Origin of the sequence: Prevotella sp. MA2016 (assembly GCF_000619825.1) — a bacterium.
Taxonomy (GTDB): Bacteria; Bacteroidota; Bacteroidia; order Bacteroidales; family Bacteroidaceae; genus Prevotella.
Map to the genome: position 1 here is coordinate 373,455 of NZ_JHUW01000007.1, position 17,745 is coordinate 391,199.

Consider the following 17,745-nt stretch of genomic DNA (forward strand, 5'->3'; position numbering starts at 1 on the left):
TATGAAAGAGATCAAAGACAAATCACTCGAATTCGTGCTGCACCACTATCAGCACGGCAAATTCGACACCCAGAAAGCACTGCGTAAGGTAGCGCCAGCAAAGGTGATTCCTTTATGGCGCAAGGTGGCTGTGGCCGCCTCGTTCACGCTCCTGCTACTGGCTGGGGCTTATGCTGCCTTTACCACCGGCTTCCTTTCACCCGCCGAGGAGCCTGTCAAGGGCGAGCAGCCTGCTGCCACCACCACGGTTGCACGGGCACCACAACACTTCCACTTCGACAACACACCGCTGCCTGAGGTGCTGAAGACATTAGGTGATCATTATCAGGTGACCCTGACTGCCGACAAGACCGACAAGCACTTGACAGCCGACTTCGACTCTGACAATCTGGAACAGACCATCGAGATGATAGAACATGTTTTAGAGGTAAAAATTACCGTTTCTAAAAAATAATGTTTATCTTTGCAACCAGATATGGCATTGATTAAGAGTTATAGAGGTCTGGCACCCAAGTGGGGCAAGGACTGTTATTTTAGCGAGAACGCTACGATAGTAGGCGATGTAACGATGGGCGATGAATGCTCGGTGTGGTTTAATGCGGTGGTGCGCGGCGATGTGGCTCCTATCACCATTGGCAACTGCACCAACATTCAGGATGGCAGTTGTGTACACGTAACCCACGAGACGGGCCCCACGCATATCGGCAACTACGTCACCATCGGGCATAACGTCACCGTGCATGCCTGCACCATCCACGACAATGCCTTGATTGGTATGGGTTCTACCCTGCTCGACGGTTGCGAGATAGGCGAAGGTGCCATCGTGGCTGCAGGTGCCCTGGTACTGCAGAACACCAAGATTCCTGCTGGCGAGATTTGGGGTGGAGTACCTGCCAAATATATCAAGCCCGTACGCCCAGGGCAGACCGATAATGCCAAACACTATGTGGCCTACTCCAAATTCTATCTGGAGGAAGGCGAAACAGAACCTACAAAATTTTAAGTATCTACCTCAACGTAGCCACCACATATTCACTCTGGGTACCAATGCGGAACTTGCCACCCCAGATGCCTATGCCCGATGAGACATAGTACTGGGTGTTGCCACGCTGATGGCTACCCCACGAGCATTCGTAGATACGATCGGTAATCCAAGAGATGGGCCATACCTGTCCACGATGGGTATGACCACTCAGCTGGAAATCAACACCAGCAGCCTCGGCACGGTCCAGATTATAAGGCTGATGATCGAGCACGATGGTGTAAGGACTTTGATGATTGAGCTTTGAACTTTGAACTTTAACTAGATCTTTGATTGGTTTGCGGCGCATGTTGGTGCGGTCATCACGACCAATAATCACGATACAGCTATCGATGACAGCAGCCTCATCTACCAACAAGTGGATGCCTGCATCCTTGTAGAACTGCTGCGCCTCGGGCACACCAGCATAAAACTCATGATTGCCCAAGCAAGCATAGACAGGTGCCTTGAGTCGATGAAATTCCTCAGCCATCCGCTCTTCCATAATCGGGCGCATGCTGCCATCAATGATATCACCGGCTATCAGAATAAAGTCGGGGTTCTCAGCATTCATCATATCCACCCAGCGTGCCAGTTCTTTGCGATTATTATGATAGCCGATATGCAAGTCGCTGGCCATCACAATCCTATATTCCTTAGGCAGTGGTTTCTCCGACTTCAGGCCGAGCGCTACGCGTACCTTATTATTATAATGCAGGTTGCCATATACAAACACACCCAGCATCAGGACAAAGATACCAATGGCGGTGTAGCCATTATGATAAAGGAAGGATCGGGGTACCAGACGAACCAACCGGCCCAAGTCGAGCACCAGGAAAATCATCACCAGATAAAGCAATACAAACAATGAGGATGTACCAATGTCGTAAGCCCAACGGGCCGACCACAAAGGCATGCTATCAAACGCCCGACGGAAATTAAGAAACAGCACCAGGAAACTGGCCACGCCAACAGCGACGACCAGCAACTTGAGCCAAGCCGATACGGGCAGCATCACCCACACATGCCATGACAGGTAGGCAATGGCAGCAAGCGGCAATAAAAGGAATAGCATCATCCACATAGTTTTCATGTCTTTTTAAAATAAGCTACAGGGCAACAGAAGAGAGAACCTTCTGTGTAGCACCAGCCTGACCTTTCACAAAATGTCCAGCCTGTCGGCCCTGCTCCTGCAGGTAGGCAGCATCAGTAGCCAGACGGTCCATCAAAGCAACAAACTCCTCGTAGTTATTAATCTCAAGACCACCACTGGTTTTAAGTCCCTGAGCCTCCTGGAACTTCTGGTTGTTAGGACCGAAGAATACGGGTACATCCCAAACAGCAGCCTCCAACAGATTGTGGATGCCAACGCCGAAACCTCCACCAACATAAGCCACATTGCCATAGTGATAGATGCTTGACAACAATCCGAAGCAGTTGATGATCAGCACCTCGGCATCAGCCAGATCAGTCTGACTTATCTGCTGTTCTACAGTGGTATAGCGAACCACTTTTCGTCCTTCCAGTAGTTTTTCTATTTGCTGTAAGTGGTCTTCGCCAATCACATGGGGAGCGATGATGAGTTTCCAGTTCTTGTGGGCATTAAAATACTTGATAAAGATCTCCTCATCGGGTGGCCACGATGAACCAGCCACGAACACCAAAGGCGCATCCTTCACAAATGCCTCAACGATAGGCAGTTGTTTGGCAGCCTCCTTGATTTGCAGCACACGGTCAAAACGGGTATCGCCCACCACTGTGGTGTTAGTGATACCAATCTTGGCCAGCAACTCCTTACTGATGTCGTTCTGTACAAAGAAATGTGTGAAGCAGTTGAGTACGCGACCATACTGGCGACCATACCACTTAAAGAACACCTGCTCTGGACGGAAGATGCTCGACACACTATAAACAGGCACACCACGATGCTTCAGGATGTGCAGATAGTTATACCAGAACTCGTACTTGATAAAGAAAGCCATCACCGGCCGAACAGTACGCAGGAATCGGCGGGCGTTAGTTATTGTGTCGAGTGGCAGATAGGTGATGATATCAGCTCCCTCGTAATTCTTGCGCACCTCATAACCAGAGGGCGAGAAGAACGTGAGCAGAATCTTATACTCCGGATGATCCTTACGCAACTGCTCCATCAAGGGGCGTCCCTGTTCGAACTCACCCAGCGAGGCAGCATGGAACCACACGTACTTGGCATTGGGATCCACCTTTTCACGCAGAATCTTGAATGCCTCACGCTCACCACGCCACATTTTACGCACCTTCTCATTGAAGCAGCTATAAATAGCCACTCCAAGAAGGTACATATATATGATCAGATTATATATCATTATCCCAGAACTTCAATCGCACGTTTCATACGGGCAATGGTTTCTTCCTTACCCAGGAAGGCGGAGATGTCAAACATGCCAGGACCCTTACCCTCGCCTACGAGTGTCAGGCGCCATGCATTCATCACATTACCCAGTTTATACTCTTTCTGTTCAACCCAAGCATGTACTATCTGTTCCTGATTCTCGAGCGAGAAGTCGTCGATACCCTCCAGCACACCGATAAGCTCAGTCATCACCTGTGCAGAGTCTTCCTTCCAACGCTTCTTGGCAGTCTTCTCATCATAGGCAGTAGGAGCCTCGAAGAAGAACGAGCAGAGTGGCCACAACTCATGAACGAACGACACGCGGTCCTTCATCATCTCGGTCACTTTCAGGATACGCTCAGAGGTCTCGTTAGGACAGTGCTCCTTCACGATAGGCTCGAAGAGAGCTGCGATTTCCTCGTTGCTCTTCTTGAGAATATACTCATGGTTGAACCAAACGGCCTTCTCGAAAGCGAACTTGGCACCAGCCTTTGAGCACTTAGAGATATCGAACAGAGGCACCAGCTCGTCGAGCGAGAAGATCTCCTGCTCTGTACCAGGGTTCCAACCCAGCAGTGCCAGGAAGTTGATGACAGCCTCTGGGAAGTAGCCATCCTCACGATAGCCACGCGAGGTCTCACCACTCTTAGGATCCTTCCACAGCAGTGGGAACACAGGGAATCCCAGGCGATCACCATCACGCTTTGAAAGTTTTCCCTTACCATCGGGCTTCAGCAGCAATGGCAGGTGAGCAAACTGAGGCATGGTATCCTCCCAGCCAAAGGCACGGTACAACATCACGTGCAACGGTGCAGAAGGCAACCATTCCTCACCACGGATAACGTGAGAGATCTCCATCAGGTGGTCGTCAACGATATTAGCCAGATGATAGGTAGGCAACTCGTCGGCACTCTTATAGAGCACCTTGTCGTCGCAGATATCGCTCTTCACGCGAACCTCACCACGAATCAGGTCGTTGACCAGAATCTCCTGACCAGCCTCTACCTTAAAGCGAACCACATACTGCTTACCCTCGGCAATCAGTTTTTCAACCTCTTCCTTAGGCATGGTCAATGAATTACGCATCTGACTGCGGGTATGGCAGTCGTACTGGAAGTTCTGGATTTCAGCACGCTTAGCCTCCAGTTCCTCTGGGGTGTCGAAAGCAATATATGCCTTGTCGGCATCGAGCAACTGCTGAACATACTTCTTGTAAATATCACGACGCTCGCTCTGACGATAAGGACCCTTATCACCACCGAAGCTTACGCCTTCGTCGAACTTGATACCGAGCCACTTAAACGACTCGATGATATATTCCTCGGCACCAGGCACGAAACGGTTGCTGTCGGTGTCTTCAATACGGAAAACCAGATCGCCACCATGCTGTTTGGCGAACAGATAATTGTACAAGGCGGTACGCACGCCACCAATATGCAATGCACCCGTTGGACTGGGTGCAAAACGTACTCTAACTCTTCTTTCTGACATAATCAATTAAAATTTGTGTGCAAAGTTACAAAATAATTAAGAATTAATAATTAAGAATTAAGAAAAATAGCTATCTTTGCAGCAAAATCATTCATTATGAGTAGTTTTAACATTAAAAACGACCTATCTTGGCGTGATTTCCTGATTCGTTTGGGTCTAATTATCATCACAGTAGCCGTCATTGTCTGGATGATGCCAAGTAGTAGTCAGCATAATTTCAAGATAGAAAAAGGTCGCCCCTGGATTTATAGCGACTTGAAAGCGCCGTTCGATTTTCCTATCTACAAGACTGATGAAGCCGTGAAGGCCGAACGCGACAGCATCATGAAGCAGTATGAACCTTACTTCATCATGAACAGCGAGCTCGTGGGCAAACAGGTGCGCCAATTCTCGAAAGACTACTCAAACGGTATCCCTGGTTTGCACAATGATTATATCAGTATCATATCCAATCGCTTGCACCGCCTGTACGAGCAGGGTATCATGAGCAACTCTGAATATGCCAAGATTAGCAAGGACACCTCGCTGTTTGTGCGCATTGTAAACGGGAAGAATGCCACCAGCATACAGATAAACCACGTTTATTCGGTTGTGTCGGCCTACGAGCAACTGTTTCAAGATCAGACATTAGCCAAGCATCGAGAGATTCTGCAGAAATGCAATCTGAATGATTATATCACAGCCAACCTCAGTTATGACAAGGAGCGCAGCGAGGCCAGCTTAAACGATCTGATCAACAGTATTCCTCTGGCCAGCGGACTGGTTCAGCGCGGCGAGAAGATTATCGACCGTGGCGACATTGTGGATGGCAAGACCTACAATAAGCTACTCTCGTTTCAGAAAGAAATGGAGCGTCAGCAAGTGGATCAAGAGAAGATACGTCTGAACATTGTGGGACAGCTGATCTACACAGCCATCCTGATTACATGCTTCACCATCTTCCTCACACTATTCAGAAAGGACTATTTCGAGAAGGTACGTTCTACCACGATGCTCTATGCGCTCATCGTACTCTTTACTATCATTGCCTCGATGATGGTTGAGCACAGTGTGCTGCATGTTTACATCGTGCCCTTTGCGATGGTGCCTATCTTTATCCGTGTGTTTATGGATTCGCGCACTGCATTTATGGCGCATGTCACACTGATTCTTACCTGTGCCTGCTTCCTGCAGCATCCACTGGAGTTTGTGGCAGTAGAACTCGTGGCAGGACTGGTAGCCATCTTCTCACTGCGCGAGCTGTCAAGCCGTTCGCAGCTGTTCTGGACGGCCGTATCGGTTACGGCTGCAGGCATCCTGACCAACCTGGCACTCGACTGGATTCGCATCAACGACATATCGAAAATCAGTTATAGCGAATACAACTATCTGGTTATCAATGGTGTACTGCTATTCTGCTCATACCCCCTACTCTACGTTATTGAGAAGGCCTTCGGATTTACTTCGAACATCACACTGATTGAACTGTCGGATATGAACAAGGCCCTGCTCCGCAAGATGAGCGAGGTGGCACCAGGCACCTTCCAACACTCCATACAGGTGGGCAACCTGGCCGCCGAGATAGCCAACAAGATTGGTGCTAAGAGTCAGCTGGTACGTACCGGTGCACTCTATCATGACATCGGTAAGATTAGTAACCCCATCTACTTCACCGAAAACCAGTCGGGCGTTAATCCCCACGAGAAGATGAATCAGATAGACAGTGCACAGATGATCATCAGTCACGTGACTGAAGGCATCAAACTCGCTGAGAAATACAACCTGCCTGGCGTTATCAAGGAGTTTATCAACACCCATCACGGACAAGGCAAGACCAAATATTTCTACGTGCAATATAAAAATGCCCATCCCGATAGCGAAGTTGACGACCTGCTGTTCACCTATCCAGGTCCCAACCCATTCACCAAAGAACAAGCTATCCTGATGATGGCCGACACCGTAGAGGCCGCCTCACGCGCACTGCCCGACTATACCGAGAAGTCGATTCGCGACCTGGTTAACAAGCTTATCGACTGCCAGGTGGAAGAAGGCTACTTCAAAGAGTGCCCTATCACCTTCCGTGATATTGCCTACGCCAAAACAGTGCTGATAGAGAAGTTGAAGACCATCTATCACACCCGTTTGAGTTACCCTGAACTGAAGAAGTAATCCATTTATGCACAAACCTACCTAAAAGTGTGCAAATTCTGCACACTTTTGCACATTTGTGCAGGTTTGTGTGCAATTTTCGTTAAACAACGTTAACTTTGTGTGCGCAAACATAAGATTTTAAAACAATACCTATACCTTTGCAGCCGATTTTGAAAAAAAGTGTTTAAAATATGAAAAAGATGAATGTATTGCTGACCAGCTTGATGCTGACAGCAGCCTCAACAACAGCCACAGCGGGTGGCATCTTAACCAACACTAATCAGAGTATCGACTTTTTGCGCAATCCAGCGCGAGATGCCGCCATCGGTCTCGACGGCGTTTATAGCAACCCTGCAGGTGTGGCCTTTCTGCCCGAAGGATTCCACCTGGGTTTCAACTGGCAATATGCCCATCAGACACGTACCATCGAGAGTACGAGTCCTTTCTTTGCATTAGGTAGAAAGAACAACGGTCAGACCACCAAGACATTCGAGGGTGTGGCTGATGCACCTTTCCTGCCTTCAATTCAGGCTGCCTACAACAAGGGCAACTGGAGCTGGCAGTTCAACTTCTCAGTTCCTGGCGGTGGTGGTGCTTGCGAGTTCAATGATGGTCTGGGTTCATTCGAGAGCGTGGTTGGTAACATCGCCAGCAGTTTCATGACACTCGATGGCATGGCTGCTCAGCTCAATGGTCTCACTTCACAGCTCACTCCTCTTTACGCCATGCTGGGCCAGAAGGCTCCAAATGCCATCGACACTTATGGTGTGAATGGTTATGATATGAATGGCTATATGGAGGGTCGCCAGTATTACTTCGGCTTCCAGTTGGGTACAGCCTATAAGATCAACAAGAACCTGTCTGTTTACGGAGGTTTGCGCGTACTCTACGGCACAGCCACTTATAAAGCCAAGATAAGCAACATCATGGTAGGCACTCAGGGTGGTTATGTGGATTTCAGCAACTTCCTGCCTAATGTTCCTGCTCAGGCCCAGCAGAATGCAGCTGTAGCCCAGCAGCATCTGACATTACTCAATCAGGTAGAGCAGGCTGGCATGATGACCGACCAGCTGAAGCAGGCTCAGGCAGCTGTAAGCGCCGGATTAAGCCAGCTCCAGCAGAGTTCAGGTCAGTTGGCCACCCTGTCGAAATATGCTGAGGGAGTGAATCTGCTTTGCAACCAGTCAAGCGTAGGCATCGCACCTATCATCAGCGTTGACTATAAGTTTGGCAACTTCAACTTTGCTGCCAAGTACGAGTTCAAGACTCAGATTCGCATGAAGAACGAATCAACGGTGAATGAGGCCAGCGAGATTGCAGCAGTGAATAAGTTCCGTGATAGCGAAGAGGTGAACGAAGACGTACCTGCCCTGCTGACAGTAGGTGCCATGTGGAGCCCTGTTGAAGACGTACGTATCAACCTTGGTTATCACCACTATTTCGACAAGGACGCTTCATGGTATAACAACGCTCAGGACTTGCTCGACCACGACTCAAACGAGTATCTGGCTGGTGTAGAATGGGATCTAAGCGACAAGCTCACCATCTCAGCAGGAGGTCAGGTAACACGCTATGGTCTTACTGATGACTACATGAACGATATGTCGTTTGTAACCAACAGCTACAGCTTCGGACTTGGTTTCAACTACAAGGCCAGCGACAAGATTACCTTGAAAGCTGCCTACTTCCAGACCAACTACGACGATTACAATCGTAACGACTATCCCCCACTCTCTGGTATGAGCGACTCGTTCACACGTACCAACCGCGTACTGGGTATCGGCTGCGAGCTGAATCTCTAAAAAGAAAATGATTTATAACGGATCTACATCGAAGTAGATCTGAAGCGAGGAATAGCGCTTGTCTTGTAGCATCTGCTGCTGGGCAAGCGCTAAATATTTGCGCACCTCTGCCATGTTGATGCCCAGTTCCAACTTGAGCATCAGCTTGCGAATGGATAACGACTTCACTTTGGCCACAGCTGGTTTGTCGGGACCTAGCACACGGGTGGAAAACCACTGCCGCAGTCTGCTGCCGATCTCGATGCTGGCCGACTCGACCACTGCGTCGGAACGGTGCTTCAGATAGACATACACCAGACGGTAGTAAGGTGGATAATGGAACTGCTGGCGCTCGGCTATCTGTTGGCGATAGAGCCCCAGGTAGTCGTTCTGCACCACCTGTTGTATCACAGGCAGCGCGGGCGACTTGGTTTGCAGGATTACCAAGCCCTGCTTCCCCTTACGACCGGCTCTTCCTGCCACCTGTGCCATCATCATATAGGCCTGCTCGTAAGCACGGAAATCAGGATAGTTCAGCATATTGTCGGCATTGAGGATGCCCACCACCGACACTTTGTCGAAGTCTAATCCCTTCGAAATCATCTGAGTACCTATCAGCAGATTGGTGCGCCCGGCAGAGAAATCGCTGATGATACGCTCGTAGGCATTACGGGTACGGGTGGTATCCAGGTCCATACGGGCGATGCGGGCCTCTGGGAAGATATCGCGAAGCTGATCTTCAATCTTCTCAGTACCATAACCTTTGGTTATCAGGTCGTGCCCTCCACAGGCCGGACACTCTGTAGGCACCTGATAAGTATAGCCACAGTAGTGGCACGTCAGCTGGTTCATGTTGCGGTGCAGCGTCAGCGACACGTCGCAATGCTGACAATGAGGCACCCACCCACACTGCTTGCACTCTATCATAGGGGCATAGCCACGACGGTTCTGGAAATAGATCACCTGTTCGCCTCGTTCCAGTGCCTCGCGGGTCTTGGCCAGCAACAGGGGCGAGAACGGACCGTTCATCATCTTACGATGCTGCAGGTCCTTGATATCCACCACTTGTATCTCGGGCAGTTGGATACCCTGGTAGCGCTGAAAGAGCTCTACCAGTCCATACTTACCCGTTTTGGCATTATGATAGGTCTCGAGCGATGGTGTGGCAGTACCAAGCAATGTCTTTGCCCCATACATCTGTGCCAGCATGATAGCAGCCGAACGGGCATGATAACGGGGGGCAGGGTCCTGCTGTTTATAAGAGGTTACATGCTCCTCATCGACAATCACCAGTCCTAAGTTATTGAATGGCAGTAGCACGGCGCTGCGCGCACCTAATATCACATCGTAAGGGTGCTGCGACAGCTGTTTCTGCCAGATCTCCACACGTTCGGCATCGGAATACTTACTGTGATAGATACCCAGCCGGTTACCAAACACGCGCTGGAGGCGTTGCATCATCTGTACGGTAAGGGCTATCTCAGGCAGGAGGTAGAGCACCTGCTGATGCTTGTCCAAAGCCTGCTGTATCAGATGGATATAGATCTCGGTCTTACCACTCGATGTAACACCATGCAGCAGGGTCACATTCTTCTGCAGGAACGAGAACTGTATCTGGTTGAAGGCCTCTTGCTGCACCTGACTCAGCGGTTTGATGAGCTCCGGGTGCGGGTCGCCACCAAAGTTCAGTCGCCCCACCTCTTTATCATAGCTCTCCAATACACCACGCTGCACTAATGCATTGACCGATTGCAGGGTATGCCCCTGGTTGATCAGCTCATCGCGGGTTATCTCAAACTGCTCTTCGGCCTGTCCCATCTGGTCCCAACCCGAGAGTTCCAGATAATCCAGGAAAGCCTTCAGCTGTTTTGGGGCACGCTGCAGCATATCGATAGCCACATGCAGTGCCTGCTCGCTACGGAACTTGTGCGACAGTTGGATGTAGAGTTCGGTACGTGGACGATAACCATCCTCGGCCTTCAGTCCTGATGGGAGTGCCGCTTTATACACTTCGCCAATGGGCGACATATAGTAATCGGCTATCCACTGCCACAGTTTCAACTGGTTATCGGTGATGATAGGCGCTGTGTCCATCACCTGACTGATAGGCTTCACCTGATAATCTTTCGGCTTGTTGTTATGCAGTCGGGCCACAATACCTAAGTAGGTTTTACTGCGACCGAAGGTTACGAGCACGCGCATACCAATACCTACGCTCATGCCATCCGGCACGGCGTAGGTAAAAAGTCCCGTCAGTGGAACGGGCAGTATGATATCTGCGTAGCCCAACTTACGTAATTAGAAGAAGTAAGTGGCTGAGAGCTGCCAAGAGTTGGCCTTGGTCTTACCTGTGATGACTTTTTCAGCAGTTGAAATCGTGGAGTCAATCACGTTATAATCACCGGTCTTGCCAAGAGCAAAATTATAGTTGGCGGCAATCTGCAGGTGGTTGAGCAATATCAGCCCCAGACCTACGTTTGCACTCAGATTTGACTCCTTTAATCTCCACGATGAGGTGGTGTTCTTCGCATTATCTAAAGATGCGAAGGCCTTATCGCCGACATTGAAGCCGAACTGTGGACCAGCGAAGAAGTTGATGCTGGCCAACGATCCCAGACCTACGCCATAGCGCAGATTGATGGGCACCTGGATAGACTGCTGCTTCACATTCTCACCATCCAACTTAGCTGAACGCTGGTCGTAGAGTGCCGATGCATCGAGCCCCAGACCTACGATGGGTATAGTGAACTTAACGGTCGGACCGATAAAGAATCCGGTCTGATTTGATTTATCTACGACGTCCTTGCTGAGTGTCATGTTGGTGAGGTTCAAACCGCCCTTTACACCAAACTTGACCTGTGCCTGGGCAACGGTGATGGTTGCCAGCAGCACTACCAAAGTAAAAAATTTCTTCATAACCTCTATAATATTATTAATGTTAATGAATGATTCTATGGTGCAAAGTTACGAAAAAAGTTGGAACAGAAAAGGGAATAACCGTTTTTTTTCGATTATCCCCTTGTATTCTTAAGCCGATTAATGGCGCTGCCGGCGCACCGACACACGGGCGCCACTGCTACCACTACCGCTCGATCGCTCGGTCTTCGACGCCTTCTGTTTGGCCACCTTCACACCTTTGTTGGCAGCGGGTTTGTTTTTGGCTGCCTTCACCTTCTTGGCGGTCTTTGTATCCTTGAGTGCAGCAATGCTATCCAGCGAGTCGCGCTTGGCTGGGTCGCCAAAAATTGTTTTCTTAAAGCCTTCCAACTCGGCTTCGATACGTTTCTGTTCGGCAGTCATCTTAACCTCATCGCCACCACACAGCTGCAGCAGCGTTTTGCCCTGAGCGTTGTTGGTCTTGTAGATTTTGCCACGATACATGTTGAGCGTAAAGAAATCGTCCATCGATACAGTAGCAGCATTGTTCATACTGCTGGCCATCACCGTCTGACGGTTCAGATAGGGCTCCAGATCGCTGTATTTCACCCAGAACAGCGGATACTGTGTAGCCTCACCCCCAAACTCGTCCATCATAATCGGACATAACGCCTGCACCTTGATGTGGAACGACGAGTTGGCCTGATCGTAATAAGCACTCTCCTTCAGATAGTACTTCTTTACCATAGCCGAGGGGATATCGCTATTGTCCACACGGATTTTACCATCCTTCTCTTCGTAGAAAATATGGTAGTTATCCAGCAGCGCCTTCATATCAGCCTTGGTGGCATCGGAAAACACATCGCTACCATCGGTAGGATACTCGTACACGGGGATATAGCCGTTGAGTGCCAATTTAAAGATATAGGTAAACAGATTCAACTGCTTGCCTTGTGGCTCTACTGGGTAGTAGAGTCCGCCGTTGGCATCATCTTCAAGTGATATCTCACGATAAATATCTCGGCGCCATACCACCTCTTCGGGCATCTCTACTGCTGTGGGGAATGCTATCTGTGCACGCATCGACATGGCTGCCGATGGATTACGCTGCTGAGCCTGCTGTTCTGCACGTCGCTGCGGGGGCTGGGCAGAAACAGTGGACAGTGGATAGAGGACAGTGAATAGCGCCAATGCTATTCGCCATACATACCAGCCGCTTACACAGCCTATTGTTCGTTTCATTGTCTTCATATGATTATCTATTAACTTTTCACTATTCTTGGATTTATTTCACAATGACTTCCATCGGGTTTGTCAAGGTACGGGTCATACCGTCGGGACCAACCACCGTCACCCTTGAGATGTAGAAGCGACGGTTGCGGGACAGTTTGCGGAAGGTGTCCTTCTGTCGGGCTGAGAACTGGGCACCGTCAGATGCCATCGGCACGGCGTTACCCATGTTGTCGAAGAACACCGTTTCGAAACTCTGCACGCGGAAGGCGATGTCGAGGATGCCATCATCGATGGCTGCACCCAGATGATCTATAGCCACCAACTGCCCCTTAGCAAGGGCGCCACCCTTATAACGGGCAGGATTGCCATGCTCGTCTTTCATAGCGATGTAAGGCGTAGGATCGGGCAGTTTCCTTACACGGAAGGTGTACTGTCCCATCTGCTGGGCATGACCGGTATTGGTGCTGGTAACGGTAATCACTGCATTCTGTCCTATCTTCGAAGGTTTGGCAATATACTTGCCTGGGCCCACAGCCTGCAGAGTACCATTGGTCATCGAAGCCTGAATCTTATTCAGCGGCACGCCTGGCACACTGATACTGATAGGGTTGGCATAGCCGGCATAGAGCATATTCATCAGGTCGGCTGATACGGTGGCACTAGGCTCCACCACGGTGTAGTCCTGCGAGAACTCACGACGGATACGGTCGCCATGGCCGTTCACCATCTCCATATAGCCTTTCAGTGTAAAGTCGCCCGTCTTGCCACACACGGCTTCATAGAGTCCGTTGTGCAGGTTTACCTTCTGTCCACCGATATAGATATCGGGCACCTGGGTGGTATCCACGGCGGCCATCACGATACGGGCCGAGAAGCGGTCGCCACGAACAATCGTTTTTGAGCTAGGAATCACAAAGGCATCCAATAGGTTTACACGTACATCCTTTACATCGATGTTCTGCACCAGGGTGTGGAGCACCTCACCCTCGGCATAGCGCACATCACTCTGCAGTTTCGACAGCAGCGTAACAGCAGCCGCAGCAGGCATCGACTCGAACATATATTCGGCCCAGTTCTTTCCCATGGCACGTTTAGGCACCTGGGTAGTCAAATTGCTGGCTATGATCTGTCGCTGTTTCTCGTCGGATACCATTGTCAGCATGCGCTCACGGAAAGTGTTGATAGCCTTATATAGTTTCTGTCCCTGACCATTGGTGGGCGAGAGCATCACGTAGTTAGCCGGTTCCTGATCTTCCTTATTGCGGAGATTGGCTACGTCGCCATCTTTGCCATCGGCCTCCACCACGATAGCCTGCTTCAGACTGGCAGCCAGCTGATAGAGCGAGTCGCTCATCTGGCGCACCTGTTGAGCTTTGTCGTACCACTCGCGGGTTTTCTGCGGATTAGCTTTCAACTGCTGCTCAAAGGTTTCGTAGATGGCCAGGTTCTCCTTAGTAGAGTTACCTGTAGTGCGGTTCAGACTTTCCTCCACAATCGAAAAACCGTTGAGCACCTCGGTTGAGACGTTCAGCGCCAGCATCGCCATCAGAACGACGTACATCAGATTGATCATTCGTTGGCGTGGAGAAACGGGTCTTTTCTTGATTGCCATAGTCGTTATGCGTTCATCTTAGCCGTCATTGCCTCAATCATACGGCTATAAATCTTATTCAGTTCTGCTATCTGTGCAGCCATTTTCTTGGTCTGCTCATTGATATCATCGATGGTACCAATCTGTGCACTGGCACTCTTCAGCTGCATCTCGTAAACCTTACAGATACCTGTCAGGGTACGGTTCAGGTTCTCCATCTCCTCTGAGTCGTGAGCCAGTTTCTCGTTCTGGGCCGATACCTTCGAGAGGGTTTCGGTCAGGTGCTTCAGTTCTTCTACATAGGTAGCCGTAGCGCTATCCAACTCAGGATGGGCTGAAACAGATGCAGGCTGGATGGTACCACCATTACCGCCTACCACTGTAGCCTTACCACCAGCAGCCTTGGCTAGAGTATCTTCGCCAGTACGTACATGAGTATCGAGCTCCATACCATCGGTAGTCTTATCGAACGGACGGTCGAAGGCCGAAATAAAGAACACAAGCACCTCGGTACCCATACCTAAAAACAGGAAGAAGTCAGCTCCCTTCAGGTGTGTCAGTTTAAACAGCGTACCAAGAATAACAATAGATGCGCCCCAGCTGTAAGCATAGTTCAAGAACGTCTGCCCAGGAACACTATCCATCCACTTCTGCAAGCGGTAAATAACGTTGTATTTGCTATAAATAGTCATATCTTCAACTCTTCAATTATATATTTTTTTCTTTTATTTTTTTATTCTTTTATTCTTCACATTATTCTTCACGCGTTCGCTGGTTGAGTTGGCCAGACTGCGCACACAACGGAATCCGATATACGATCGGGGCTGGTTCTGATACTCAGCCGTGCGCCATGCCGAACGGATATACGACTCAGGGTCTTTCCACGAGCCACCACGTACACTCTTGCGCTTCAGGCGATAGGGATCTTCCTGCGCAGCGTTGTACTTCAATGTGGGGTTGATATCGTTCATCGCCTCAACACCAGCTTCGGTATAGATAGTGCTGGTCCACTCGGCCACATTACCTGCCATATCATAAAGGCCATTCGAGTTGGCCGAATAGATGCCCACACGACTGGTTATCAGGTTGCCATCCTTGGTGTAGTTGCCGTTATCGGGCTTGAAGTTGGCATAATAGCAGCCCTTGCCGCTGGCCACATCCTCGTTTTCCCAAGGAAATTCGTTCTGATCCTTGCCACGAGCGGCATACTCCCACTCGGCCTCAGTAGGCAGACGATAGCGCTGCACGTAACGGGCTGCGGGACCCAGTCCCTTCAACAGATACTCTGTGCGCCAAGCACAATAGGCATTGGCCTGCTCCCAGGTGACGCCCACCACGGGATAGTCGTTGTAGGCGGGATTAGAGAAGTAGTAGCGCAGATACATCTCGTTGTCGGCATTGGGGAAGTCGTTCACCCAACAGGTGGTGTCGGGGAATACATTCACGATGTAGGTATTCAGGAAGTCCCATGGTCCTGAGAGTGGACGATTGATGCTCTCGCGCACGATGCGCCCCTCGTCGTCAACATAGGCCGTATCTTTTGATATCCACACCTGCTCGTCGGGATCCACAGTCAGGTCGGTATTCAGGTTACGCTCCTGCGGGTTCAGGCGGTAGCGGCGCAAGGCAGCAGTGGTGTAGTCGTACACCTCGTAGCGGTAGTTCAGCTGACGGAAGTCGAGCATTTTATCGCCCGTCACAGGGTTAGTGACATACATGCCGTCGATAATCTCCTGCTCATCCTCGCTTGGACGGCGTGGTAGAGGTTTCTTCCAGTTCAGCACGGTTGACAGCTCATTACCCTCGCGGTCGGTCTTCACCGTCTTGTAGGTCTCGTCAATCTCTGAGAGACGCTCGCGCAGAATAGAGTCGCGCACGTAGTTCACAAACTGGCGGTACTTCGAGTTGGTCACCTCAGTCTCATCCATCCAGAAACCATCCACCGAGATGTCGCGCACAGGTGTTTTCTTTCCCCATAGCGAGTCTTGCTGTTCGATACCCATCTTCACATGACCGCGCTTCACGAGCACCATGCCGTAAGGAGTAGGCTCAGTGAAAGCCCTACCCCCAGTACCTGTTACCTCACCGCCAGTGGCGTTCATCAGCTTGCCACCAAAACAACTGGTCAGCAGCATCATCGCCCCAGCACATAATCCTATCAGTTTCTTCATATATCTTACTATTTCAATTCTTCAACTCTTCAACTCTAAAGCAGTCTCACGCTCTTATGCAGATTCCTGCCTTTCTTATACAGATTCAGCTCTGTCTGGTAACCCACAAACAGTTCATGACTGCCGTTGGACGGACTGATGCCGCCAGTGTAAATCTCGTAGCTGTAACCTAGATGGATGCCGTGCCACCTGCCACCCACGAGCACCGTTACCGAATTGGTAGGACTGAAGGTCATACCGCCATACAGCATTTTCTTGTCGTGCTCGTAGCGTATCCTACCGGTGATGTCGGCACGCCAAGCAGTGCCATCGGTGCGCCCCAACACAGAGGTCTGTATTTTATAAAACGGATGATTTAGCTGAATATTGTATCCAGCGGTAAAATAATATGTAGCATCGATGCTCAATTCGCTGGTTTCGCCCAATTCCACCATTGGCGCATTGAGATGCTGCACCGACACACCTGCATACCACGTGCGAGCCTGATAGTAGAGTCCGGCGGCCACATCGAGCGCCGAGCCATCCATCTGCTGACCGCCCACTACGGGGTCGGTACCATCGTCGGGAAACTCGGCACGACTGCCGTCGAAGGTCTCGCCCAGCATACCCAACTGCACACCAACGCTCAACTTGCCACCAAGCACCCGCCGCTGATAGGCATACTGCACACTGAGGCGCTTGTGCGAGAACAGACCGATATCGTCGTTCAGCAGTTGCACGCCCACGCCATGCACCGCTCCCAGCGCATAAAAAGGCATGTCGGCAGCGGCATACATCGTTTTCGGGTTATGCTCAAATCCCGCCATCTGCAGGGCATAGGCACCAGTCACGTTCAGTTTGCCCTGCTTGCCCACTGCAGCAGGATTAAACGATGTCTCCATCGCCCAGTAGTGAGCAAAGGAGGCATCGTATTGCGCAGCAACCCTTGTCGCCACCCACACACAAACGATTATCAAATAGAAACGTTTCACATCATATAAAACGTAACTCCGCGGAAAATATTGTGTTTGGATGCGATTAACATTTTTAAGAGAAAAAAAACACCAAATTAACTTCGTTATTAACATAAAAGTCGTACT

The 17,745-nt window shown here is 50.1% G+C and carries 14 protein-coding genes; 4 read left to right on the forward strand and 10 right to left on the reverse strand.

All coding sequences use genetic code 11. From position 1 onward, the window contains the following. The first annotated feature begins 1 nt into the window (after nt 1). A complete protein-coding gene (locus T360_RS0104015; protein WP_028911640.1) occupies nt 2–454 on the forward strand; it encodes a FecR domain-containing protein in 453 nt (150 codons plus the stop codon). A gap of 21 nt (nt 455–475) precedes the next feature. After that, nucleotides 476–1,003, forward strand: a complete 528-nt coding sequence (locus tag T360_RS0104020; protein ID WP_028911641.1) for a gamma carbonic anhydrase family protein — start codon at nt 476–478, stop codon at nt 1,001–1,003. Between the two features lie 4 nt (nt 1,004–1,007). Here T360_RS0104020 and T360_RS0104025 read toward each other — a convergent pair whose 3' ends face one another. From T360_RS0104025 to gltX, 3 genes are read right to left on the reverse strand one after another with little or no spacing between them, the layout of a single operon-like run. Next, a complete protein-coding gene (locus tag T360_RS0104025) occupies nt 1,008–2,114 on the reverse strand; it encodes a metallophosphoesterase (RefSeq protein WP_028911642.1) in 1,107 nt (368 codons plus the stop codon). A 16-nt stretch (nt 2,115–2,130) separates the two neighbouring features. Further along, nucleotides 2,131–3,363 carry a 3-deoxy-D-manno-octulosonic acid transferase gene (locus T360_RS0104030; protein ID WP_028911643.1) on the reverse strand — a complete coding sequence of 411 codons (1,233 nt, stop codon included), beginning with the start codon at nt 3,361–3,363 and terminating at the stop codon, nt 2,131–2,133. A gap of 2 nt (nt 3,364–3,365) precedes the next feature. Further along, nucleotides 3,366–4,883: a glutamate--tRNA ligase gene (gltX, locus tag T360_RS0104035; protein WP_028911644.1), complete on the reverse strand. Its 1,518-nt coding sequence runs from the start codon at nt 4,881–4,883 to the stop codon at nt 3,366–3,368. A gap of 96 nt (nt 4,884–4,979) precedes the next feature. Here gltX and T360_RS0104040 point away from each other — a divergent pair, with 96 nt between their 5' ends. Next, entirely contained in the window at nt 4,980–7,031 is a 2,052-nt protein-coding gene (locus T360_RS0104040) for an HD family phosphohydrolase (RefSeq protein ID WP_028911645.1), read from the forward strand. A gap of 173 nt (nt 7,032–7,204) precedes the next feature. Beyond that, on the forward strand, nt 7,205–8,815 hold the full coding sequence (locus tag T360_RS0104045) for a hypothetical protein (RefSeq protein ID WP_028911646.1): 1,611 nt from the start codon (nt 7,205–7,207) through the stop codon (nt 8,813–8,815). Between the two features lie 12 nt (nt 8,816–8,827). Here T360_RS0104045 and priA read toward each other — a convergent pair whose 3' ends face one another. The 7 genes from priA to T360_RS0104080 form a co-directional block, all read right to left on the reverse strand. Next, nucleotides 8,828–11,083 carry a primosomal protein N' gene (gene priA, locus T360_RS0104050; protein WP_028911647.1) on the reverse strand — a complete coding sequence of 752 codons (2,256 nt, stop codon included), beginning with the start codon at nt 11,081–11,083 and terminating at the stop codon, nt 8,828–8,830. A 9-nt stretch (nt 11,084–11,092) separates the two neighbouring features. Then, nucleotides 11,093–11,710 (reverse strand): porin family protein, encoded by a 618-nt coding sequence (locus T360_RS0104055; RefSeq protein WP_028911648.1) that lies wholly within the window; start codon nt 11,708–11,710, stop codon nt 11,093–11,095. Between the two features lie 120 nt (nt 11,711–11,830). Next, on the reverse strand, nt 11,831–12,913 hold the full coding sequence (gldN, locus tag T360_RS0104060; RefSeq protein ID WP_231488075.1) for a gliding motility protein GldN: 1,083 nt from the start codon (nt 12,911–12,913) through the stop codon (nt 11,831–11,833). A 43-nt stretch (nt 12,914–12,956) separates the two neighbouring features. Further along, nucleotides 12,957–14,516, reverse strand: coding sequence for a gliding motility protein GldM (gene gldM, locus T360_RS0104065; RefSeq protein WP_028911650.1), 1,560 nt, complete (start codon nt 14,514–14,516; stop codon nt 12,957–12,959). A 5-nt stretch (nt 14,517–14,521) separates the two neighbouring features. After that, a complete protein-coding gene (gene gldL, locus T360_RS0104070) occupies nt 14,522–15,187 on the reverse strand; it encodes a gliding motility protein GldL (RefSeq protein WP_028911651.1) in 666 nt (221 codons plus the stop codon). Nucleotides 15,188–15,220: 33 nt separating this feature from the next. Continuing rightward, nucleotides 15,221–16,666, reverse strand: coding sequence for an SUMF1/EgtB/PvdO family nonheme iron enzyme (locus tag T360_RS0104075; RefSeq protein WP_036928743.1), 1,446 nt, complete (start codon nt 16,664–16,666; stop codon nt 15,221–15,223). A gap of 35 nt (nt 16,667–16,701) precedes the next feature. Then, on the reverse strand, nt 16,702–17,637 hold the full coding sequence (locus T360_RS0104080) for a PorP/SprF family type IX secretion system membrane protein (RefSeq protein WP_028911653.1): 936 nt from the start codon (nt 17,635–17,637) through the stop codon (nt 16,702–16,704). Nucleotides 17,638–17,745: the final 108 nt, after the last annotated feature.